The organism is Fictibacillus sp. 7GRE50, assembly GCF_015903875.1.
Taxonomy (GTDB): Bacteria; Bacillota; Bacilli; order Bacillales; family Fictibacillaceae; genus Fictibacillus; species Fictibacillus phosphorivorans.
Window position 1 is genome coordinate 182,678 of record NZ_JACZDW010000003.1, and the last position, 21,822, is coordinate 204,499.

The window sequence follows — 21,822 nt, forward strand, 5'->3', positions numbered from 1 at the left end:
AACGTTCCCTTTTCATGAAAAGGGAATGTTTTTTCTTTACTTTGTAAGATCATTCAGTTGTTCAAAGAATGAAGGATACGAAACAGCTATTGCTTCACTGTTTGCAAGTGTTGTTTCACCTTCTGCTATACAAGCGGCCACACTTAACATCATTCCGATTCTGTGATCACCGTAGCTTTGTACAGATGCTCCTTGTAATGAAGACTTACCCTGGATGATCATACCATCTTCTGTTGCTTCAATATCTGCACCCATTTTCTTAAGCTCGTTCACTACGGTCTCAATTCGGTCTGTTTCTTTAACTCGAAGTTCATGTGCATCTTTTATAATCGTCGTTCCTTCCGCTTGTGTTGCGGCTAGAGCTATGATTGGAATTTCATCGATCAGTCGAGGAATAAGATCGCCTTCAATAATCGTTCCTTTTAAGGCAGAGCTTTTGATGACTAAATCTCCAAAAGGTTCTGAAGCTTCATCATTTTTATTTTGGTAAGCTATATCTGCCCCCATATTCTTCAGCACATCTAATATTCCAGTACGAGTTGGGTTTAACCCTACTTTTTTTAGTGTAATCTCACTGTTTGGAACGACCGCACCTGCCACTAAAAAGAAGGCAGCTGAAGAAATATCACCTGGTACTTCAATATGAGTTCCTTTTAACTTCTGGCCACCTGCGACCGAAACAGATAGATCATCCGTTTCGACTTCTACTCCAAACGCTTTTAGCATGCGTTCTGTATGGTCTCTCGATTTGAAGGGTTCTTTTACAGAAGTTGTTCCTTCTCCATCTAATCCTGCTAGAATAATAGCCGATTTTACTTGAGCACTAGCGATTGGAGAGGTGTAATGAATACCTCGTGTTTCGCCACCTTTAATGTGAAGTGGAACCTTGTTTCCTGAATCATTTCCATCAATCGTAGCTCCCATTTCTTTTAAAGGTTTGGTAACACGATTCATTGGTCTTTTTGCGATCGAATCATCACCTGTTAAGATCGATTCAAAAGGTGTGTTAGCAAGAATGCCTAGCATCAACCTAATCGTAGTACCCGAATTCCCTACGTACAAATCTTCTGAAGGTGGTGTTAATCCAGTAAGTCCTTTTCCTTCTACTGTTACTTTTTCACCTTCTTGTAGAATTGAAACGCCGAGTTTCTTGAAACAAGAAATAGTACTTAAGCAGTCTTCACCTGTTAAAAAACCATCAATTGTCGTCCGACCCTCTGCAATGGACCCAAACATGACTGCTCGATGTGAAATAGATTTGTCTCCAGGCACTTTAATAGATCCCTTTAGTCGTTGAATGGGTTGTAATTGTTTTGTCATAGAATAGTGCCTCCTTATAAAGTAATTTGAGTTAAATAATTCTCATTCTGTAGAATGTCTTGTGCTTGGTCTCGATCATTATCATCTTGGAAGCTCAATCGAAGTACTCCGTTGAGTCCTTCTCTTACTTCTAAAATACTCAAATTAATAATACTAATTTCTGATTGTGCCAGTAGTGCAGTAATGTGAGATAAAGCACCTACCTTATCGAGGATATCCACATATAGATCTGAAAATGGATGAATCGCACCTTTTGATCGAACAGGTAAGGAATCTCGGAATGATTTTGCACCTTCAAAGTAATCATAGAGTTCCGATTCATCTCCCTTTTCAACGAACTCAATCACCGTATCCATCTCATTTTTCCACTCATTTAAAAGTTTAAGAAGATGTGACTTATTTTGACTGACAATATCACTCCACATTTTAGGAGAGCTTGAAGCAATACGCGTAATGTCTCGAAACCCTCCTGCTGCAAGTTGCTGTATCAACGGTTTTTCCTTCGCATGATTTTGCGCAATCCTCACAAGGCTTGAGGCGACAAGATGCGGAAAGTGACTTATGATTCCAGTAAGAAAATCATGTTCATCTGGATCAGTAACGAGAAATTTTGCTCTTGTCCCTTTTAACCATGTCTTTGCTTCATCGATATCTACTTCAGTAGTTAAGGAGTTTGGTGTCAAAAAATAAAAGGCATTTTCCAACAGATGTACCTTTGCACTTTCCACTCCTGTTTTGTGCGATCCAGCCATAGGGTGACCACCAATAAAACGAATACCAGAAACGGCCATTTCCTCTGCTTTATTCATAATTGATTTTTTTGTGCTTCCAACATCCATAACTAACGCTTTAATTACAGGTGAAATGGTAGCTAGTTTCTCCATCACCTGCAACGTTGCTTCAACAGGTGTTGCAATTATAATTAGATCTGCTATTGGGGCAATCCTAGTAAAGTTTGTAACAGCTTCGTCAATCACGCCTATTTCTGCTGCCTTTACACTGTTGTCAGCATAAACGTCGTACCCATAGATTGTTGCTTCGTGTTCTTGTTTGATAGAAAGAGCGATTGAACCACCAATCAATCCAACCCCTATTAGTAAGACGTTCTTCATGTATTCATACTCCTTTTTAAATCTCTCCTATAAAAGAAGATAATTTACGCTCTAATTCTTCTGAAGTAAAAGGTGATAAATAGGGCTTACCGAAACCGTTCAGCAGCACCATTTGAATCATGCCCTTTTCAGCTTTCTTATCTTTTTTCATACGATTGATTAATGAGGAAGAAGATAAATGCTTAGGAAATGACGGATAACCTAAAGATGTTAACCACAGTTTTAGTTCTTTTCCTAAATTTTCTGTGCCCTCGTTTAGTGAAAGTGCAAATAGCATACCTAATGCAACTGCTTCACCATGAGTGATGCCTTTGTATTGAAGCTCTCCTTCTATAGCATGGCCGAGTGTATGACCAAAGTTCAAATATGCCCGAATTCCTTTTTCTTTCTCGTCTTGTGTGACGATCGCATTTTTTATTTCGATGCCTTTTATAAGAGCTTGCTGTAGACAGTCACCTTTTAGATCATCAATGGTTTTAACGTTTTCTCTTAACGAACGATATAGATTTTCATCAGCAATCAATGCGTGTTTTACGACCTCCGCAAAGCCAGATCTTTTTTCGTTAAGTGGTAAGGTAGTCAAGAAGTCTGTGGAATAGATCACCGCTTCAGGTTGATGAAATACCCCGATCATGTTCTTACCTTCAGGGTGATTGATACCCGTTTTCCCACCTACTGCACTATCATGTGCGAGTATAGAAGTCGGGATTTGAACAAAGCGAATTCCTCTCATATAGGTTCCTGCGACAAATCCAGCAAGGTCTCCGATCATACCGCCTCCAAGCGCAATAACAACAGATGACCGGTCGAGTTCTTTAGTTAGAGCAAAACTTTGGCAAGCCATATAATTCTCAAAAGACTTTTGATCATCACCAGCCTGAATTTGTATCGTTTCATGAGTGAATGCATCACCGATCACTTTTTGTACGGTTTCTAAATAGAGGGCTCCAACGTTTTCATCTGTTATGATCAATAGGTTCTTAGGTGAAGGATTCAGATTTTCAAGAACTACTTTAAGCTGATCAATTACTTTTTCACCAATAAAAACCGGGTAGTTCTTTGAAGGTGTTGTTATGTGTATCGTGTTCATTTAAAACACCCTTGCACGTTCTTGGTACTGCACGATGTTTTTCTTAATCACTTCCATGTTATCTTGTCCAAATTGATTGACTAGGGCACTTGCAAGCTCCCAAGCAACTACAGATTCTGCTACAACACTTGCTGCAGGAACTGCACAGCTGTCAGAGCGTTCAATGCTTGCGGCGAAGACTTCTTTTGTTTCAATATCCACACTGTTTAGCGGCTTGTATAGAGTAGGAATCGGCTTCATCACACCACGGACAACAACTGGCATTCCGGTCGTCATTCCTCCCTCAAAGCCTCCTGCGTTGTTTGTTCTTCTTGTATAACCACGTTCGATATCCCAAACAATCTCATCATGCACTTCACTTCCAGGTTTTCGTGCTGCTCCAAAACCAATACCGATCTCAGCACCTTTAAATGCATTGATACTCATAATAGCTGCTGCTAATTTTGCATCGAGTTTATTATCATAATGGGTGTAGCTTCCAACGCCTACTGGCATACCTTCTACGATTACTTCTACAACCCCACCGATCGAGTCTCCGTTTTCTTTTGCCGAATCGATGGCATCCATCATCGTCTTTTCAACATTTTTATCGAAACATCTAACAGGAGAGACCTCCGTTTTTTCACGAAGTTCTTCTAACGATTCATAGGAAGTATTCTCAGCTATTACACCACCTAGTTCTAACACATGTCCTCCAACTTCAACACCAAGTTCTTTAAGGACCTTTTTCGCAACAGCACCTGCTGCAACTCTTACAGTTGTTTCTCGGGCTGAAGAACGTTCTAGCACGTTTCTCATATCTCGATGATTGTATTTGATAGCACCGTTTAGATCTGCATGACCCGGTCGAGGTCTAGAGATAACACGTTTCACTTCTGCGTTGTCGTCTTCGAGAGGTTCAGCACCCATGATCTTCGTCCAATGAGTAAAGTCTTTGTTTTCAACAATGAGTGTGATCGGCGAGCCGAGCGTTACTCCGTGACGTACACCACTTACGATCTGAACCTGATCTTTCTCAATCTGCATTCGACGTCCGCGCCCATGCCCTTTTTGACGTCTAGCTAGTTCTTCGTTAATGTCTTCTGCTACTAGAGGCAAACCTGCTGGTACACCTTCAATGATTGTTGTGAGTTGAGGGCCGTGTGACTCCCCTGCTGTTAAATATCTCATGTTCTATTCCTCCCGTTTGCCTGTTTATTTATAGAAAAATCTTTGCTGAACCGTTTATCTTTGAGTCAGCCTTAGTTGTACATAACATTTCCCTTTTTTACTTATTGCACTTGTAAAAATAGTTCTGATAGTACAAAAAAATCCCTGCTAATAAGCAGGGACGAATTATCATCGCGGTACCACCCTGACAGCAAAGAATATATCTTTGCCACCTTCATTTTGTTAACGGAAATTTTTCCGGCCTTTTTCAAAGCATGCTCAAGAATTGTAATTCGTGAAAGGCTATGTACTGATTTGCACCACCATCAGCTCTCTAATAACAGGGAACCATTTCACTACTGCTGTTCTTTCATTGCGATTTGTTTTATAAAGTTATAAACAGTTTTAGCACGTTGAAGCGCTGTTGTAAAGGAAATTCATTCATTTTTCTTAAAATTTACATTACCTTCATCTATATGTCAAAAAGCTTGTAAAACAGGCTGGAAAATAATTTTTACTTTTTTTGTGTAAGTACTTGACATTCTTTTGAAATCCCTTTAAAGTTACAAACAATACTTTATGAGACACACGCTTTAAAGCGCGAAAGTGTCTATGTAACGATGTATATATATAAGCCTATGAGCGGCCGCGATATAGGAACTAATGACAGTAGTATAAATATGGGGAGGAACCACACATGTCAAACGAATTAGCAGACTTACGCAAACAGATGGATGATATTTCTTTAAAAATTTTAGAACTTTTAAATGAACGAGGTAATGTTGCACAACAAATTGGAAAGCTTAAGGAAATGCAAGGAGTTAAACGGTTTGATCCTGTAAGAGAAAGAGAGCTATTAGATCTGATTGCTTCTCATAACGATGGTCCGTTCGAAACATCAACGGTACAGCACATCTTCAAGCAAATCTTCAAAGCTAGCTTGGAGCTTCAAAAAGATGATAACCGAAAAGCATTACTCGTATCTCGTAAAAAGAAACCTGAAGATACGATCGTAAATGTAAAAGGTGAAAAGATTGGTGATGGTAATCCCCACTTCATCATGGGTCCTTGTGCGGTAGAAAGCTACGAACAAGTGAAGCAAGTAGCAGAAGTCATTGCAGAAAAAGGATTAACACTAATCCGAGGTGGCGCATTCAAACCGCGTACGTCTCCTTACGACTTCCAAGGTCTTGGACTTGAAGGATTAAAAATTCTTCGTAAAGCAGCAGATGAACATCAGCTCGCTGTTGTAAGTGAAATTCTTAATCCGAACGATATTGAGATGGCGCTAGATTATGTTGATGTGATTCAGATCGGCGCACGTAACATGCAGAATTTTGATCTATTGAAAGCAGCTGGATCTGTGAACAAACCAGTATTGCTGAAGCGTGGGTTAGCTGCGACGATTGAAGAATTCATGTACGCTGCAGAATACATCTTGGCTCAAGGTAACTCACAAGTTATTCTATGTGAACGCGGTATTCGTACTTACGAGAGAGCAACTCGTAACACACTCGATATTTCAGCGGTACCTATTCTTAAAAAAGAAACGCATCTCCCGGTAGTTGTGGACGTAACACACTCAACGGGCCGAAAAGACCTTCTCCTCCCTGCTGCTAAAGCGGCAATGGCGATCGGAGCCGATGCAGTTATGGCTGAAGTACATCCTGACCCAGCAGTAGCGCTATCAGATTCAGCACAACAGATGAACATTCCAGAATTCCATGAATTCATGGATGCTCTATTAAACAAGGAAAAAAAGAAGATTCATTCTTAATAGATAGAATAAGCCTGGCTCAATGAGTCAGGCTTATTCTTTGGTCGCTTTTTGGCTTAGCCTTCGAAATATTCTTTGTAGTATCCGCCTATTTTCCCTGTGTTATCTACTACAAAATAAAATTCCTCTGTTTCATTTTTTAGTTCATATGTTTTGCCGGCAGTTAAAGCACGGTTAACCATATATTTTTTTGCATCTGTATGTACGCATTTGATCTCGCGAATTGTTTCTCTGTTCGCCCACTCTAAATGAATCATGAAGTCTCTCTCCTTTAAGAAATTCTTTTGTTAAATCATAATGTGCCCTGCCTTATCTGTCAAATTCATTTTCTAGAGCTCCTTTCCTAGTATTTCACAGATTGTTTCGGTTAATATGATAAGGAAGATAATTATTAGAATGGAGATCTACATATATGAAAGCATTAGTTTTTGACTCATTCGGTGGTCCCGAGGTTTTAGACTATCGTGAAATTAAAAATCCAGTTATTGGTGACCAAGACATTTTGGTAGAAATGAAAGCCATTGGCTTAAACTTCGCTGATGTTTATAGAAGAAAAGGCAATTATCATCTAGAAGGAAAGCCTCCTTACATTCTAGGTTATGAAGGAGCAGGGATCGTTAAAGAAGTTGGCAGTGCTGTTAATGGTGTTTCTGTTGGAGATCGTATCGCATTCGCAGATGTACCCGCTGCAAACGCGGAACTGGTCGTTGTCCCTAATGAAAAAGCAATACCCATTCCAGAAGGTGTTTCCTTTGAAGCAGCAGCCTCTCTTTTGTTACAAGGGTTGACTGCACACTATCTGACTAGAGACAGTTTTTCGATTAAACAAGGTCATGTTGCATTGGTTCATGCTTCCGCTGGCGGTGTTGGACAGCTATTGATTCAGATCATCAAGTTGCTTGGCGGAAAGGTTATTGGTCTAACATCTTCAGAAGAAAAACGTCAGGTCGCTTTTGAAGCAGGAGCGGATTCAGTATTCTTATATAATGATAATTGGACAGAAAGCGTGTTGAGTGAAACATCTGGCAAAGGTGTAGACGTTGTTTACGAGTCAGTTGGTTCTACGATAATGGACAGTTTCGAAGTTACAAGGATTGGCGGAACCGTAGTATTCTTTGGTATGGCTGACGGCGACCCTGTGTCCATTGATCCCCGCATGCTCATGGATACTTCTAAGACGTTGACCGGAGGCGACTTGTGGAACGTTCTAACCTCTCACGAAGAACGTGTAAAACGATCAAGCGAGCTGTTTGAATGGATTAAGGATGGAGATGTAAAAATTAATGAAACATCTTTCTCTTTACGTGACGGAGCAAAAGCTCATGAATATTTGGAGAGTAGAAAGAGTACAGGGAAGATTTTGTTGATACCTTAAGTTATATAATTGAGGGCGGCTGTTGGTTACAGCTGCCTTTTTTGTGTTTTAGTTGCAAAATGCAAATAAATTAATATTTAATTATTCGTACTTTGCAAGTAAAGTTAGTTGCATTTTGCAATTAATATAAAATTTGCAAACAGTAGGTTCATATATCTACTCTTTATTAGACTAATATAATATTATATTGCGTTGATCTATTCAGGAATTGGTAGATGGTAAGTTGCTGAATTAGTAGGTCCGCTCGGGGTAAGATTCATGGATTTTAGAAGATTTTTCATACATGTAGAAGAATCGATGTGTAAAAAACGTCTTAACGTTTTGTTCTTAACTGGCTCATCAAAGATCATTGCGTAATCTTGGATCGCTTTTATATGAGCATCTTTGGACTTTACATTGCACTTAGTACAAACCCAAGTACTTCTCTCTCGTCGCATAGGAACATGATTGCAGTCTGGACAAAAGACTCCAGTAAAAAGATCTGTTTTCTTGATGTTATATGTTTTTAATACGTCTGGATTATGCTTCTCGTGTTGCTTTAATAGCTTTGAAGTAAGTTTTGAGAGGTCTTTCTTTAAGAGGATTTCTTGATGATGAATCGTTGAAAATTCTTGAATTTTGTTGGCTAGACCCTTAGCTCGAATAATATGAGCTGCTTTTTTACCATAATGCGGTGATAGTGTAATAAAAGATTTAGGATTTGTTAGAACAACGAGGGAATAAAGTGGGATTTTAGGCAACTGATTTCTTGTGAACCAGCTATCCAGATATGATTTTTGTTGTTGGACCTGGTTAACTGGATCAGGAAAAGTTTCATCTATGCCATTTTTCGTTCTTTTCATCTGATCGAAGTGATGATCAAAATATAGATCGCCTGAGAGATTTTTAACTTCGAGCAAAACGCAAAACGAAGAATGAAGAACCAGACAGTCAATCTGAAAGTAGTACTTCTTTTCTTTATCTCTTGGAAGTCGCAAGTCATGAAAAATGAGGTATGAATTCTCATCTAAATCGTGCAAAAAATAATCTAATGCCACTTCACCTCTATAACCTGCTGAATATCTAGCAAATTCAATTTGTAGTTCACCGTGTTTCAGATGATTGTGTACTAATCTTTGTAAGATGGCGTCTAATTTTAATAGTTTCAGGGGCTTGGTACGTGGTTTTTTTATCAAGGTATCACCTCTAGCTATTTTAGTACATATGTCATTCGATAAAAATTGATAAAAAACCTTTATTTTCAGCAATGGTTTGATGAATAATTTTTTGCTCGGAATTTAGGTTGTGCACAATTAAGTCTAAATTGAAAAAATTAAGTCAAAAAAGACTTTCATTAAGTCGTTTAGCCTACCAATTAAGCTGACACCAACCACAATTAAGCCGAAAATTAAAAATAAAGGCCATTCGACAAATCCAGCCAACCTTCCTTCCAAAACACTCGCTAACCTCCCACACCGCACTAACGACCTATCCTCTATTCAAACCCACCAAAAAAACACCCCCTGCAAGCAGGGGGTGTTCCATATCATCATTACGTTACTAAACATTAACCTTCTAAAAGAAGTGATTCTGGATCTTCCAGAAGTGATTTAATCGTTGTTAAGAAGCTTACCGCTTCTTTTCCATCTACAATACGGTGATCATAAGAAAGTGCGATGTACATCATTGGACGGTTTTCCATACGCTCTTTATCGATCGCTACTGGTCTCCATTGGATTGTATGCATTCCAAGGATACCAACTTGAGGTGCGTTCAAGATTGGTGTTGAAAGCATCGATCCGAAGATTCCGCCGTTCGTGATTGTAAATGATCCACCTTGAAGGTCTTCTAATGATAGCTTTTTAGAACGTGCCTTCTCAGCTAAGTTTCCGATTTCTTTTTCGATACCAGCGAAGCTTAGACGATCAGCGTTGCGAACAACTGGTACAACTAGTCCTTCTTCTGCTCCAACTGCGATTCCGATATCGTAGAACTTCTTAAGAACCATTTCATCGCCTTGAATCTCAGCATTGATGGCAGGGAACTTTTTCAGTGCTCCGACAACAGCTTTCGTGAAGAATGACATGTATCCTAGTTTAACTCCGTTTTGCTCATAGAACTTGTCCTTACGGCGAGCACGAACTTCGTTGATCGCCGTCATATCAACTTCATTAAACGTTGTAAGCATCGCTGCTGTTTGTTGAGCTTCAACTAAACGCTTAGCGATCGTTTGACGTCTGCGGGACATCTTCACGCGCTCTACAGGTTTCTCAGGATTTACCGCTTCAACAGAAGCAGCTGGTTTAGAAGCTGCTGCTGCTGGCTTAGATGCCGGAGCAGCTTTTTCTGTGCTTCCACCTTCAGCGTGACGTTTTACATCTTCCGTGCGAACGCGTCCTAGAGGATCGCGAGCATTCACTTCAGAAAGATCGATGCCTTTCTCACGAGCAAGCTTGCGAGCTGCAGGAGATGCGATCGGGCGATCAGAAGCTTTCAGTTCTTCTTCAGCCGCGTCTTTTTCAACGACGGGCTCTTGTTTTTGTTGAGTTGGAGCTGCTTTTTCGTCCGTCTTTTCTTCTGCTGCAGGTTCTGCAGACTCAGAAGCTCCGCCTTCAACGATAGAAGCGATGATATCCCCAACGGCTACAGTGTCGCCTGGTTCAACTTTGATATTTTTTAAAACGCCATCTCGCTCAGCACTGATTTCAATGTTTACTTTATCAGTTTCAAGCTCTACTAGATCTTCACCTTTAACAACTGTGTCGCCTTCTTTTTTAAGCCATTGTGCTACTGTACCTTCTGAAATTGATTCGGCTAACTCCGGAACTTTAACGTCAAACATGTTCACGGCCTCCCTCTCGCGATTGAATGTCTAGTGCTAATGATGTTTGGATGATTTGTTCTTGTTCTTTTTTATAGATGTCTGGTTCCCCACCAGCCGTACTCGAACGTTCTTGACGTCCAATATAAGAAACGTGAGCTTTTGGTGCTACAGCACGAAGTTTTGGTTCGATGTATAACCACGATCCCATGTTTTTCGGCTCTTCTTGCACCCAGATCAAGTCTTCAACGTTTGGATACTCTTTTAATAGAGCATTCATCTCTTCTTCTGGGAACGGATAGATCTGTTCAACACGAACGATATGCATCTCCGTTCTTGCTACTTGATCTTGTTCAAGAGCTTTTTCAAGATCGATCGCAATCTTACCAGAGCAAAGTAAGATTTTCTTCACTTTGTCTTTTTCTTTGCCTAGACCAGGTTGTTGTAACAATGGCATAAAGTGGTCACTTTCAAAAGCTTCCGCCATGGATGCTACTTTCGTGTCACGCAGCAAGCTCTTAGGTGTCATAACGACTAACGGACGAACTTCATCCATTGATAGAAGCTTTGCTTGACGTCGTAGCAAATGGAAGTACTGTGAAGCAGTACTTACGTTAGCAACCGTCCAGTTATTTTCTGCACCTAACTGTAAGAATCTTTCTAGACGTGCACTTGAATGCTCAGGTCCTTGACCTTCATATCCGTGAGGAAGAAGCATCACCATACCTGATTTTTGTCCCCACTTCGCACGTCCTGCTGATAAGAACTGATCGAACAGAACTTGAGCAACGTTCGCGAAATCTCCGTATTGTGCTTCCCAAATAACAAGCGTTTCAGGTGCAAATACATTATAACCGTACTCAAAACCAACAACTGATGATTCTGACAATGGACTGTTATGAATCGCAAACGAAACATCGATGTCATCCATGGCATGCAATGGAGAAAACTTCTTTCCGCTCTCACTATCGTTTAATACAAGGTGTCTTTGCGCGAATGTACCACGCTCAGAGTCTTGCCCCGTAATACGAATCGGCGTTCCATCTTTAAGGATAGAAGCGAACGCTAATGATTCAGCCATACCCCAATCGATCTTTTCCCCTTGGAATGACTTGCGTCTGCGTTCAAGGATTCTCTTGATTTTCGGATATACATTAAAGTCTTCTGGGAACTTCAGCATGTTTTCTGTAAGTTCTTGAAGATCACTAACTGAAATTGTGGTATCGATATCAGGAAGTGCTTTCGATAACGGATCAGGAAGTCTTGTGTCTTCCAATTTGAATTTTTCTTTGCGACCTTGAACTTTTTCATATTCAGTCTGATGCTTTGTTAATACATCATTTTCAATAGACTTTACTTCTTCATCAGATAGTACACCTTCGTTAACAAGCTGTTTTGCATAAACGTCACGAACGGTCGGATGACTGTTTACATGTTTATACAATCGAGGCTGTGTTGCAGATGGATCGTCCATTTCATTGTGACCGAATCGACGATATCCGATCAGATCGATCAGAACATCTTTTTGGAACTTTTTACGATATTCATAAGCAAGATGTACAGCTGCAATACATGCTTCTGGATCATCTGCATTAACGTGAATGATCGGGATCTCAAAACCTTTAGCAAGGTCACTCGCATATTTCGTCGAACGAGAATCACCGCTATCTGTTGTAAAACCTACTAAATTGTTTGCGATGATATGAAGTGTTCCACCCGTTTGATACCCTCTAAGGCGACTTAAGTTCAATGTTTCAGCAACGATTCCTTCGCCAGGAAATGCAGCATCACCATGAATAAGAATCGCAAATGCTTTAGAAGTATCTTGCACCGGATAACCTTTCTTGTCACGCGTTTCCTGAGCTGCTCTTGTATATCCTTCAACAACTGGATCAACATACTCTAAGTGACTTGGGTTATTAGCAAGTGAGATTTTAATTTTATGAGATTGATCTGTTTCAACTAATCGGCTTGCACCTAGATGGTACTTTACATCTCCCGTCCATCCGAAGTTAATTCCTCTAGAACCTTCAGAAGGAATTAGCTCCTTGTTTGGAGAATGATGAAATTCTGAGAAAATTAATTCATAAGGTTTGCCAAGAACGTGAGCAAGTACGTTCAGACGCCCACGGTGTGCCATTCCGATCAGAGCATGTTCTGCTCCGTCACGGCATCCTTCTTTAGCTGCTTCATCAAGCATCGGTACCAGCATATCAACGCCTTCGATAGAGAAACGTTTTTGCCCAACGAATGTTTTATGAAGGAATTTCTCAAATCCTTCAACTTCACTCAGGCGTGTTAAAAGGTTTTTCTTATCTTCAGCCGAAAATTTAGGATAATGTTGGCTAGTTTCAACCATGGTGTTTAACCATTGGCGCTCTTCAGTCTCATGTACATGACTGAATTCATAAGCGATTGTTTTCGTATACACTTCCTGAAGCATTTGGATGGCTTGATAGCCGTCTTTAACACTAGATGGCGCTTCTTTCCAAATAAAGGAAGGTGGTATCGCTTTCAAATCTTCTTTAGTTAAGTTAAATTCTTTCGGGTCAATATGGTGGTTGTCTTTCGGAAATTCCCCTACTGGGTATAAGTTAGCTGCTAAGTGACCGTAAGTGCGAATGTTTTCTGCTAATTTTAATGCAGCTGCTAATTTCTCGAAATCCAATCCATCAAAACTCTGTGCAGTACGTTGATTTGATACAGAGCCCTCAATAGGAGGCCCCCAAGCATCAAATTTCTCTTTGAATGAACTGTCAACAGATTCCGGATCCACACTATATTGATCATATAGTTCAAGGATGTAGGCCATATTTGGTCCACTTAGTCCCTGCCAAGGATTTTCTGATTTGGAACGTTGATGACTCATCTTTTGTTCCCTCCTGCTTCCCTTTGTAAGTATTGTGCTGTTGCTGTTAACAGGTGATTCATCATTTCTCGCCATTGAATTTTTCCCTATTTAAAGCGCTCTCAAACAATGAATGAAAAGAACCTTATCATTGATAAGGTTTCAACTGTAACAATGGTCATTGCCATTATACTATATTTTCGCAGAAAGTGAATTTTGTTTTTTACGATTTATGAGATAATTTGCCCATTTTGTTTTGCTGACCGTAAAAATAAGGAGCGCGATCCATATCAAGGTAAATGAAATGACATGAATCTGACTAAATGTTTCATGATACAAAAATACACCTAATACGAGCATGATAGTGGGAGCAATGTATTGTAGAAAACCGATCATCGTCATAGAGATCCGCTTTACACCTTGCGCAAAGCAAAGTAATGGGACTGCAGTCACAAGTCCAGCTCCCCATAAAAGTAGTGTCGTAGAAGTGCCTCCAGAAATAAATGACGCCTCCCCGTTCCATTGAAGATAGATCAAATAAATGAAAGCTAATGGATAGACAAACATCGTCTCAAATGTTAAGCCCGTTAACGAGTCAAAACTCCCAAGTTTTTTTACAAGTCCATACAGGCCGAACGAAAGAGCTAGAGAAACAGCTACCCAAGGGAACTCTCCATGTTGCCACGTTAATAGAAAAACACCACATGCGGCTAATACAAAGGATACGAGCTGCCAGCTGTTTAATTTTTCTTTCAATACAAGCATGCCCAGAATTACACTAACAAGTGGATTAATATAATAGCCTAAGCTAGCTTCAACAACATGGTCTGTATTGACGGCCCAAATATACATGACCCAATTCCCGCTTATTAATAGTGAAGCGGTAAATACAGATAGAAATTGTTTCTTATTACCAAAGAGCACTTTTACATCTCTTGTAAGAGCGTTTTTCTTATTTAATAAGAACATTACAGCGATCATTAAAAGAAAAGACCATAAGATGCGGTGTGCTAAAATCTCAACGGATCCTGCTGATTGAAGTGGTTTCCAATACAGTGGAAGGAATCCCCATATTAAATAAGAAAAAGCGGCATACCATATACCCTTCGTATGTTCATTTAATTTCATTGTCCGTTCCTCGATCCCATAATTTATATGAAGTTATAAGATTATATAACGGATTCTAGATGATTTGCTACTAAATAAACTTCGCAGCAAAATAACGGGTAACTTTACATTTTATTCGGTGTTTGAACGCCTAATAATCGTAATCCTTCTTTCAGGACGATCTGAACTGCTGCACATAACGCAAGTCGTTCCGGCGTTTCTTTAGTGTTTAATATTTTCACATTTGCATAGTAGTGATTAAATTTATGAGATAACTTTAAGACATATTTTGAAATAACAGATGGTTCTTTTCTGCGAAATGCCTGTTCAACAACTTCAGGGAATTCATTTAATACAGATATGATCTCCCAGCTTTCTGATTCGATAGACAACTCTTTCGGAACACTTCCGTTAAAATTTCCTTTATTTAATATTGTCTGTATTCGAGCAGCTGTATACTGCACATACGGCCCCGTGTCGCCCTCAAATTTAAGCATCGTATCAAGCGAGAATTCCACATCGTTTCCTTTTTCATTTTTTAAATCATGAAAAATAACCGCGCCTACCCCTACTTGTCGTGCGACATTCTGTAAATCTTGGAGTTCAGGATTTTTACTTCTAATATTTTGTTCTGCTAACTTTACTGCTTCTAAGATAACAGTTTCTAATAGTACAGTTCTTCCTTTTCGTGTACTCATCTTTTTACCATTCTGTAAAATAAGCCCGAAAGGAACATGATGCATGTGATCAGCCCAATCGTGTCCAAGCTTTTTCAATACGCGTTTCACTTGTTCAAAATGTAGAGATTGTTCGTGACCGACAACATAGAATGCCTCGTCAAAGTCATAGGTCTTCTTTCTATAGATGGCAGCAGTAATGTCACGTGTAGCATACAGAGTGGCGCCGTCCGTTTTTTTGATCAAACACGGTGGTAGATCTTCACCTACTCTTACAACCTGGGCACCATCAGAGAGTTCTAACAAATTCTCTTCTTGCAGGGCTTTTACGGAAGCTTCCATCTTATCGTTAAAGAACGCTTCACCGTTATAAGAATCGAAATGGACATCCAATAATTTATAGATGTTCTGAAATGCGTCTAAGGAAGCTTCTTTAAACCAGATCCATAATTCTTTTGCTTTGGGATCATTATCTTCTAATTTTTTAAACCACATTCTCCCTTCATCATTTAACGAAGGATCTTTTTCAGCTTCTTCATGAAAGCGAACGTAAAGTTTAGTCAGCTCTCCGATCGGATTATCTTTTACCTTATTTTCCAACCCCCACTTTAAGTACGCACAGATTAATTTACCAAATTGTGTACCCCAATCACCTATATAATTAATTTTAACTGTCGTGTACCCACATTTTTCACTGATCGCGGCTATTGAGGAACCAATTACTGTTGAACGCAAGTGTCCCATTGAGAAAGGCTTTGCAATATTAGGAGAAGAAAGATCGATAACGATTGTCTTTTCCTTACCAAAACGATGATTAGCATAGTTGTTTTTCTCCTTTAATATTTGAGTTAACAGCGATGCAGCAGCTACTTTTTTATTTAAAAAAGCATTCACGTAGCCTCCAACAACTTCTATTTTCTCAAACGCATCTTGACTCGTTCCACCAGCTAACGTTGTTGCGATTTCATTCGGAGACTTCTTATAGATCTTAGCTAATTGAAAACAAGGAAATGCTAGATCACCTTGTTGAATTTGTTTAGGTTTTTCAATAGCGGAATCAATTTCTTCGAAAGATAGTTCACTACCAATTCTTTCTTTTAAATAAGCTGCAAATACTTTTTTACCGTTCATTCTTTAACCTCCCTAAAATAAAAAAATCCGCCTCTTCTAAATTAATAGAAGAGACGGATATTAACCGCGGTACCACTCTCATTGCCTAAAGGCCACTTGACTTGTTAACGGGAAGTCCCGGTTTGCTCTACTTCGTTTTCAAGCAAACATTTCCAAAGTGCGCTTCGTCTGAAGGTTGTGCAAGGCTTACACCAATCCCTTGCTCGCTATATAACATCCTTACAGACTACTCTCTTTTTCATAAATGTTCTGACATATAGTTTTTCATATTATATGAAGGTAAAAGCAAAAAGTCAACTTATTCCTTTTTATCAAAATCCAAGTAATCTCTCATTCGTTTAATGTATCGTTTTAACCGAAATAACGTTTCCGTTCGTAAATACTTTGAGTTGAAGGCAGCTGTAACTGCTGGGACCGATACAAACACTCCATGCTCAGTTACTCTAACCGGTATTACACCTGTATAGATTGTTTCTCCACTGCTTCTATATAAAAGCTCTGTTGAAACCAGTACAATTTTTTCATTGCTTTGCTCTCCTGGCAGAACAGATTGAACTTCAAAAAGAAATTGAACACTCATAGTTTCTCCTTCACGTATATTAGTTATGTTTTATGATATAATTCATTGTCTCGAATTGACAGTTTAACTACTAAAGGAAGTATGCAGATGATACAGACATATTCGTTAAGAAGTAAATATAAAAGTTTCTTAATACTGGTGATTCCCGTATTGATCACTCAGTTAAGCTTATATGCCATGAATTTCTTAGATACGGTTATGAGCGGCCGTTCAGGTGCTGATCAACTAGCAGGTGTAGCTATCGGATCGAGTTTATGGGTTCCGATCTTCACTGGACTAAACGGTATCTTAATGGCATTAACACCTATTGTTTCACAGCTTGAAGGAGCTAAGAATACAAAAAATGTGCCCCGGTCCGTCATGCAAGCTGTTTACTTGTCGGTCGTAATTTCAGTCATCGTTGTTGTATTAGGATCAGTTGTGTTAGATTCCATTTTAGGTGCGATGTCTCTCGAAAAAGAAGTAGAAAATGTGGCAAGAGGCTATTTAATCGCATTATCGTTCGGCATCATGCCGCTGTTTTTATACGGTGCACTTCGATCTTTCATCGACGCTTTAGGTCAGACTAGAATTACGATGTTTATCACACTGATTGGATTACCCGTAAATGCTATCTTTAACTACTTATTCATATTCGGTAAAGGTGGTTTTCCCGAATTAGGTGGTGTAGGTGCTGGTGTGGCAACAGCAATAACGTATTGGGTAACTGCCATTATAACCGTTATGATCGTTGTTAACATGAACCCGTTCAGAAGATATAAACTGTTTCGAACGTTCTATAAACCTTCTTTAACTGCTTGGAAAGAACAGTTGAAGATCGGCGTTCCGATTGGTCTTGCCATCTTCTTTGAAGTAAGTATATTTGCTGCTGTTACACTTTTAATGAGTGATTTCAACACGATAACAATCGCTGCTCACCAAGCTGCACTAAACTTTGCTTCATTCTTATATATGCTGCCTTTGAGTATCTCTTTTGCACTCACGATTGCAGTTGGTTATGAAGTAGGCGCGAAACGCTTTAAGGATGCCGCGCAGTATAGCTATATAGGAATCGTTACGGCTGTTGGCTTTGCCCTAATTCTCTCTGGTCTCTTAATGGTGTTTGATGAACAAGTAGCGAGAATCTATTCAAAAGAACCAGAAGTCATTCAACTTACGACTTCGTTCTTATGGTATGCGGTGTTCTTTCAACTAGCTGACGCTATAGGCGCTCCGATTCAAGGTGCACTAAGAGGCTATAAAGATGTAAATGTCACCTTTATGCTTTCATTTATCTCATACTGGGTGCTCGGTCTACCGGTGGGATACTACCTAGCTAATTTTACGTCGCTTGGTGCATATGGGTATTGGATCGGATTGATATCTGGTCTTTCAGCTGGCGCAATCATTTTATTTGCTCGATTAAAATATATACAATCACATTCTTATTCCTCTTCTGAACAAAAATAAACCAGCCCAAGGCTGGTTTATTTTTGTTCGAACAGAGTGAGGTATTCTCCATATCCTTTTTCTTTTAGTTCGTTCTTAGGAATAAAACGAAGTGCTGCAGAATTGATACAATATCTTAATCCACCTTGATCTCGTGGACCATCTGTGAATACATGTCCTAAGTGAGAATCTGCATCCTTACTTCTCACTTCCGTCCTGATCATACCGTGAGATAAATCTTCCTTTTCTTCGACAGTAGATGAACGAACAGGTTTTGTAAAACTAGGCCAGCCACAGCTGCTATCAAATTTGTCTAAAGAACTGAAAAGAGGCTCCCCAGAAACGATATCCACGTAGATCCCTTCTTCTGTATGGTTCCAAAATTCATTTTGAAAAGGAGGTTCTGTTGCATCTTTTTGTGTAACGTTATATTGCATAGGATTAAGGGTTTTTAGTATTTCTTCTTTTTGCCCACTATCTACCCAGTGTGATTTGATAAAGGCATCTCGCCCTGAGCCTTGGCGATAGCGTTTGTAATGAAAAGGATTCTTTTTATGATAATCCTGGTGATATTCTTCAGCAGAATAAAACGTATCAGCAGGTAAAATTAAAGTTGCGATCGGCTTGTCGAATCGACCGCTCTCTTCTAATTCCTTTTTTGATTTTTCAGCGACCGTTTTTTGTTCTTCATCATGATAAAAAATGGCAGTACGGTACGAATCTCCACGATCGTAAAATTGTCCGCCAGCATCAGTAGGATCAATTTGTTTCCAAAAAACTGAGACGATTTTTTCATACGAAATGATGGATGGATCAAATGTGATTTGAACGGCTTCAAAATGGCCGGTTGTTTCACTGCAGACTTCCTTATAAGTTGGATTTTCTTTGTGACCACCTGTATAGCCTGATTCTACAGAAATGATGCCTGGCCACTCTTCAAATGGTGTGACCATACACCAAAAGCATCCTCCAGCAAAAGTAGCTTTTGCATAGTTACTCATGAGATCAATCTCCTTTTTTCATCTGTTTGTTTCATCATATAAGAATGCCCATAAAAAGCATAGAAAAAGGCTCTTACCCTTTTTTTACAATTGGACCTGATGTTACTGGTGGCATGATCGGTGCAGGAGTTGAACGTCTATTTTGTTTTCGCGTATTTTGCAAGAAGTAATACAGCCCCGCTAACACGATAGCACCACCACTCCATTGGGAAAGAGTTAGTGATTCATCAAGTAATAGGTAAGCTAACAAAGTTGCCCCAACTGGTTCACCTAAGATTGCCATTGATATCGTAGCAGCTGTTACATATTTTAATAGCCAATTGAACAATACATGTCCAAATACAGTTGGTATGATGGCAAGCAGTACAAAGATCCCCCATTCTTTCTCTGGATACCCAGTCATCGGTATAGACAAAGTCAAATTATAGATTCCAAAAACAATGACAGCAACAAAAAATACAGAAAAACTATAAAGTGTAGCAGGAAATGTTCTTAGAAGCTTTTGACCGATCAGCATATGAGCTGCAACTACAATCGTTCCTAAAATAGATAAAACATCTCCTTGAATATGTTTTATTGAGATGCCAATATCTCCCCAACCAATCATAATAGCCCCAACGATCGCAACAACCATCCCAATGATTGCTGCCTTTGAAGTTCTTTCGCGAAACGCTATGTATGCTCCTATCATTACAAAAACAGGCTGTAAAGAAAGCAGTATCGTAGAGCTTGCAACGGTAGTTAATTTCAATGATCCCATCCAAAACAAAAAATGAAGAGCTAGAAAGGTTCCTGATAAAAATAACAAAAAGCCTTCTTGCCAAGTCATTTTTTTCAAAAAACGAACTTGTTTCCAAACGAATGGAAACATCAAGATCAATGTAAATAATAATCGATACATTCCTTGAACAGAAACAGGTGCATCTGACCATTTAACAAAAATAGAAGAAAACGATATTGCGATGATCCCAATTATTAATGGAATAAATACAGGTATCTTTAGTGAATTATTATTCAAGTGGTCACCTTTCACTTTCTAGGCATATTTATGATATTATCTATAACTAATACTTTTATTTTTAAAAAAATATGTTACAGGAGGATATATATGAAAAAAAGATATATCATCTCCTTGTTTGCTTTGCTATTAGTCATAAGTGCAGCCGGGTGGTATTATTATCCGCAATATAAGATAAACCAGATCAAGAAAGAATCTGTGATCGATCAAAGTGATTCATCAGATTCGAAACAAATCACTTATCTTCAATATCTAAAGAATTCTCCAAAATCCACTTTGAATCACCTCGTGCTAGGCGATTCAGTAGCTGAAGGAAGAGGCTCTGAGCAAGGTGGTTTTGCTAACAAAGTGAATGACAACCTGCAGGACTTAACAGAAAAAACCTTTATTCTCGAAAATCAAGGTGTTTCTGGTTTTACGAGTAAAGGCTTACTGAATCAACTGGACATTCCAGCTGTTCAGCAATCTGTAGAGAAAGCAGACATCATTTCAATAAATATTGGCGGTAATGACCTCGTACAAATTGCAAAGAAACAAGGTCCACTAAAAGCTATACAAAGTTACGATGATGTTAAATCTGATTATAAGCAAAACTTAAATGATATTTTCGAAAACATCAGAAAACATAACCCTAACGCAATAATAGTGTTGAATGAACTGTATAACGTTGTTAATGCTGAACAAAAATATTACCCAGCGACGGAAAAACTATTGAATGATTGGAATTTAATCGCATACGAAACAGCACTTTCTCACAAGCCAGCTTTGGTAGTTCCCGTTAGCGATGCTCTTCAAACAGACGATATGGATAAATGGTTGTACGATTCCATCCATCCAAATGAAGAAGGATACGATCGGATCGCTGCCAAAACCGTTACAACATTTCAAAATCAATCTTATAAAGAGGCAAGATAAGGTTCAGAAGAGCTGCACAATGCAGGCAGTTCTTCTACTACCCCATTCCAATGTATAATCTGTGGTAGAAAATAAAATGTAGTTGCTTCAGATAATTTTTGCAACACACCTTCCGGATCGTGCAAAACAACGATTTTCTTATTCCCTAAAGCTATACCCAGTTCAGTATGACACCCTTTCCCACCAGGTAAGACCACGATTGTTATATCAGCTTCCATGACTGCTTCATATTCTTTTATTCCTATTTCAGCCAGATCTTCTTTCGTCTCTGCTCTATCGTTAACAGTCCAATCATATGTAAGCTGCCAATGAAGTTTATTTTGCAGATCTTTACCTAACTTTTTTACACGTTCTATATTTTGAAATCCCGAAGCCACATAAAATTTCATTCACGCTCCTCCTTTGTTTCTTATGTAAAAATCATATTACAATCCAGTGGAAATGGATACAACGACTTGCATCTATTTGTGAACATGTTAACATAGTACTTTATA

Annotated in this window: 18 protein-coding genes and 2 other annotated features; of the genes, 4 read left to right on the forward strand and 14 right to left on the reverse strand. The window is 39.1% G+C overall.

The features are described 5' to 3' along the window. Window positions 1–36 precede the first annotated feature (36 nt). From aroA to aroC, 4 genes are read right to left on the reverse strand one after another with little or no spacing between them, the layout of a single operon-like run. A complete protein-coding gene (gene aroA / locus IHV12_RS12115; RefSeq protein ID WP_197191051.1) occupies window positions 37–1,320 on the reverse strand; it encodes a 3-phosphoshikimate 1-carboxyvinyltransferase in 1,284 nt (427 codons plus the stop codon). Window positions 1,321–1,334: 14 nt separating this feature from the next. Beyond that, window positions 1,335–2,432, reverse strand: a complete 1,098-nt coding sequence (locus tag IHV12_RS12120) for a prephenate dehydrogenase (protein WP_197191052.1) — start codon at window positions 2,430–2,432, stop codon at window positions 1,335–1,337. A gap of 16 nt (window positions 2,433–2,448) precedes the next feature. Continuing rightward, a complete protein-coding gene (gene aroB / locus IHV12_RS12125) occupies window positions 2,449–3,522 on the reverse strand; it encodes a 3-dehydroquinate synthase (RefSeq protein WP_197191053.1) in 1,074 nt (357 codons plus the stop codon). Next, window positions 3,523–4,692, reverse strand: a complete 1,170-nt coding sequence (aroC, locus tag IHV12_RS12130; RefSeq protein ID WP_197191054.1) for a chorismate synthase — start codon at window positions 4,690–4,692, stop codon at window positions 3,523–3,525. A gap of 153 nt (window positions 4,693–4,845) precedes the next feature. Then, window positions 4,846–5,054, reverse strand: a binding site (T-box leader). Between the two features lie 314 nt (window positions 5,055–5,368). Here aroC and IHV12_RS12135 point away from each other — a divergent pair. Beyond that, window positions 5,369–6,448: a bifunctional 3-deoxy-7-phosphoheptulonate synthase/chorismate mutase gene (locus tag IHV12_RS12135; protein WP_197127905.1), complete on the forward strand. Its 1,080-nt coding sequence runs from the start codon at window positions 5,369–5,371 to the stop codon at window positions 6,446–6,448. A gap of 56 nt (window positions 6,449–6,504) precedes the next feature. On the opposite strand, the gene IHV12_RS12140 is transcribed toward IHV12_RS12135, so the two are convergent. Then, window positions 6,505–6,705 (reverse strand): DUF6501 family protein, encoded by a 201-nt coding sequence (locus IHV12_RS12140; RefSeq protein ID WP_144700434.1) that lies wholly within the window; start codon window positions 6,703–6,705, stop codon window positions 6,505–6,507. Window positions 6,706–6,860: 155 nt separating this feature from the next. On the opposite strand from IHV12_RS12140, the gene IHV12_RS12145 reads away from it, so the two are divergent. Continuing rightward, complete coding sequence (locus tag IHV12_RS12145) at window positions 6,861–7,823, forward strand: quinone oxidoreductase family protein (protein WP_197191055.1); 963 nt, start codon at window positions 6,861–6,863, stop codon at window positions 7,821–7,823. Between the two features lie 197 nt (window positions 7,824–8,020). On the opposite strand, the gene IHV12_RS12150 is transcribed toward IHV12_RS12145, so the two are convergent. From IHV12_RS12150 to IHV12_RS12175, 6 genes are all read right to left on the reverse strand, one after another. Continuing rightward, a complete protein-coding gene (locus tag IHV12_RS12150) occupies window positions 8,021–8,998 on the reverse strand; it encodes a nuclease-related domain-containing protein (protein WP_197191056.1) in 978 nt (325 codons plus the stop codon). Window positions 8,999–9,369: 371 nt separating this feature from the next. Then, window positions 9,370–10,644 (reverse strand): 2-oxoglutarate dehydrogenase complex dihydrolipoyllysine-residue succinyltransferase, encoded by a 1,275-nt coding sequence (odhB, locus tag IHV12_RS12155; protein WP_197191057.1) that lies wholly within the window; start codon window positions 10,642–10,644, stop codon window positions 9,370–9,372. Then, a complete protein-coding gene (locus IHV12_RS12160; protein ID WP_197127901.1) occupies window positions 10,637–13,492 on the reverse strand; it encodes a 2-oxoglutarate dehydrogenase E1 component in 2,856 nt (951 codons plus the stop codon). Before IHV12_RS12160 ends, odhB begins: the two co-directional genes overlap by 8 nt. 171 nt (window positions 13,493–13,663) lie before the next feature. After that, entirely contained in the window at window positions 13,664–14,599 is a 936-nt protein-coding gene (rarD, locus tag IHV12_RS12165; RefSeq protein ID WP_197191058.1) for an EamA family transporter RarD, read from the reverse strand. Window positions 14,600–14,703: 104 nt separating this feature from the next. After that, window positions 14,704–16,386, reverse strand: a complete 1,683-nt coding sequence (argS, locus tag IHV12_RS12170) for an arginine--tRNA ligase (RefSeq protein ID WP_197191059.1) — start codon at window positions 16,384–16,386, stop codon at window positions 14,704–14,706. 46 nt (window positions 16,387–16,432) lie between these two features. Next, window positions 16,433–16,637: a binding site (T-box leader), on the reverse strand. 47 nt (window positions 16,638–16,684) lie between these two features. Further along, window positions 16,685–16,966 (reverse strand): hypothetical protein, encoded by a 282-nt coding sequence (locus tag IHV12_RS12175; RefSeq protein WP_197127898.1) that lies wholly within the window; start codon window positions 16,964–16,966, stop codon window positions 16,685–16,687. An 87-nt stretch (window positions 16,967–17,053) separates the two neighbouring features. Here IHV12_RS12175 and IHV12_RS12180 point away from each other — a divergent pair, with 87 nt between their 5' ends. Further along, entirely contained in the window at window positions 17,054–18,415 is a 1,362-nt protein-coding gene (locus IHV12_RS12180; protein WP_197191060.1) for an MATE family efflux transporter, read from the forward strand. A 17-nt stretch (window positions 18,416–18,432) separates the two neighbouring features. Here the strand turns inward: IHV12_RS12180 and msrA are convergent, their stop codons facing one another. Both msrA and IHV12_RS12190 read right to left on the reverse strand, forming a co-directional pair. Next, a complete protein-coding gene (msrA, locus tag IHV12_RS12185; RefSeq protein WP_197127896.1) occupies window positions 18,433–19,395 on the reverse strand; it encodes a peptide-methionine (S)-S-oxide reductase MsrA in 963 nt (320 codons plus the stop codon). Window positions 19,396–19,468: 73 nt separating this feature from the next. Beyond that, entirely contained in the window at window positions 19,469–20,413 is a 945-nt protein-coding gene (locus IHV12_RS12190) for a DMT family transporter (protein WP_197191061.1), read from the reverse strand. Between the two features lie 90 nt (window positions 20,414–20,503). Here IHV12_RS12190 and IHV12_RS12195 point away from each other — a divergent pair, with 90 nt between their 5' ends. Next, window positions 20,504–21,328: a GDSL-type esterase/lipase family protein gene (locus IHV12_RS12195; protein WP_197191062.1), complete on the forward strand. Its 825-nt coding sequence runs from the start codon at window positions 20,504–20,506 to the stop codon at window positions 21,326–21,328. Here the strand turns inward: IHV12_RS12195 and IHV12_RS12200 are convergent. After that, a complete protein-coding gene (locus IHV12_RS12200; RefSeq protein ID WP_197191063.1) occupies window positions 21,310–21,717 on the reverse strand; it encodes a group-specific protein in 408 nt (135 codons plus the stop codon). The two genes, IHV12_RS12195 and IHV12_RS12200, sit on opposite strands and share 19 nt — an antisense overlap. Window positions 21,718–21,822 lie beyond the last annotated feature (105 nt).

What these genes read in the sequence shown, in the direction of transcription:
- aroA (WP_197191051.1), bottom strand. Translation starts at nt 1,320, where the DNA reads ATGACAAAACAATTACAACCCATTCAACGACTAAAGGGATCTATTAAA.
- IHV12_RS12120 (WP_197191052.1), bottom strand. Translation starts at nt 2,432, where the DNA reads ATGAAGAACGTCTTACTAATAGGGGTTGGATTGATTGGTGGTTCAATC.
- aroB (WP_197191053.1), bottom strand. Translation starts at nt 3,522, where the DNA reads ATGAACACGATACACATAACAACACCTTCAAAGAACTACCCGGTTTTT.
- aroC (WP_197191054.1), bottom strand. Translation starts at nt 4,692, where the DNA reads ATGAGATATTTAACAGCAGGGGAGTCACACGGCCCTCAACTCACAACA.
- IHV12_RS12135 (WP_197127905.1), top strand. Translation starts at nt 5,369, where the DNA reads ATGTCAAACGAATTAGCAGACTTACGCAAACAGATGGATGATATTTCT.
- IHV12_RS12140 (WP_144700434.1), bottom strand. Translation starts at nt 6,705, where the DNA reads ATGATTCATTTAGAGTGGGCGAACAGAGAAACAATTCGCGAGATCAAA.
- IHV12_RS12145 (WP_197191055.1), top strand. Translation starts at nt 6,861, where the DNA reads ATGAAAGCATTAGTTTTTGACTCATTCGGTGGTCCCGAGGTTTTAGAC.
- odhB (WP_197191057.1), bottom strand. Translation starts at nt 10,644, where the DNA reads ATGTTTGACGTTAAAGTTCCGGAGTTAGCCGAATCAATTTCAGAAGGT.
- IHV12_RS12160 (WP_197127901.1), bottom strand. Translation starts at nt 13,492, where the DNA reads ATGAGTCATCAACGTTCCAAATCAGAAAATCCTTGGCAGGGACTAAGT.
- rarD (WP_197191058.1), bottom strand. Translation starts at nt 14,599, where the DNA reads ATGAAATTAAATGAACATACGAAGGGTATATGGTATGCCGCTTTTTCT.
- argS (WP_197191059.1), bottom strand. Translation starts at nt 16,386, where the DNA reads ATGAACGGTAAAAAAGTATTTGCAGCTTATTTAAAAGAAAGAATTGGT.
- IHV12_RS12175 (WP_197127898.1), bottom strand. Translation starts at nt 16,966, where the DNA reads ATGAGTGTTCAATTTCTTTTTGAAGTTCAATCTGTTCTGCCAGGAGAG.
- IHV12_RS12180 (WP_197191060.1), top strand. Translation starts at nt 17,054, where the DNA reads ATGATACAGACATATTCGTTAAGAAGTAAATATAAAAGTTTCTTAATA.
- msrA (WP_197127896.1), bottom strand. Translation starts at nt 19,395, where the DNA reads ATGAGTAACTATGCAAAAGCTACTTTTGCTGGAGGATGCTTTTGGTGT.
- IHV12_RS12195 (WP_197191062.1), top strand. Translation starts at nt 20,504, where the DNA reads ATGAAAAAAAGATATATCATCTCCTTGTTTGCTTTGCTATTAGTCATA.
- IHV12_RS12200 (WP_197191063.1), bottom strand. Translation starts at nt 21,717, where the DNA reads ATGAAATTTTATGTGGCTTCGGGATTTCAAAATATAGAACGTGTAAAA.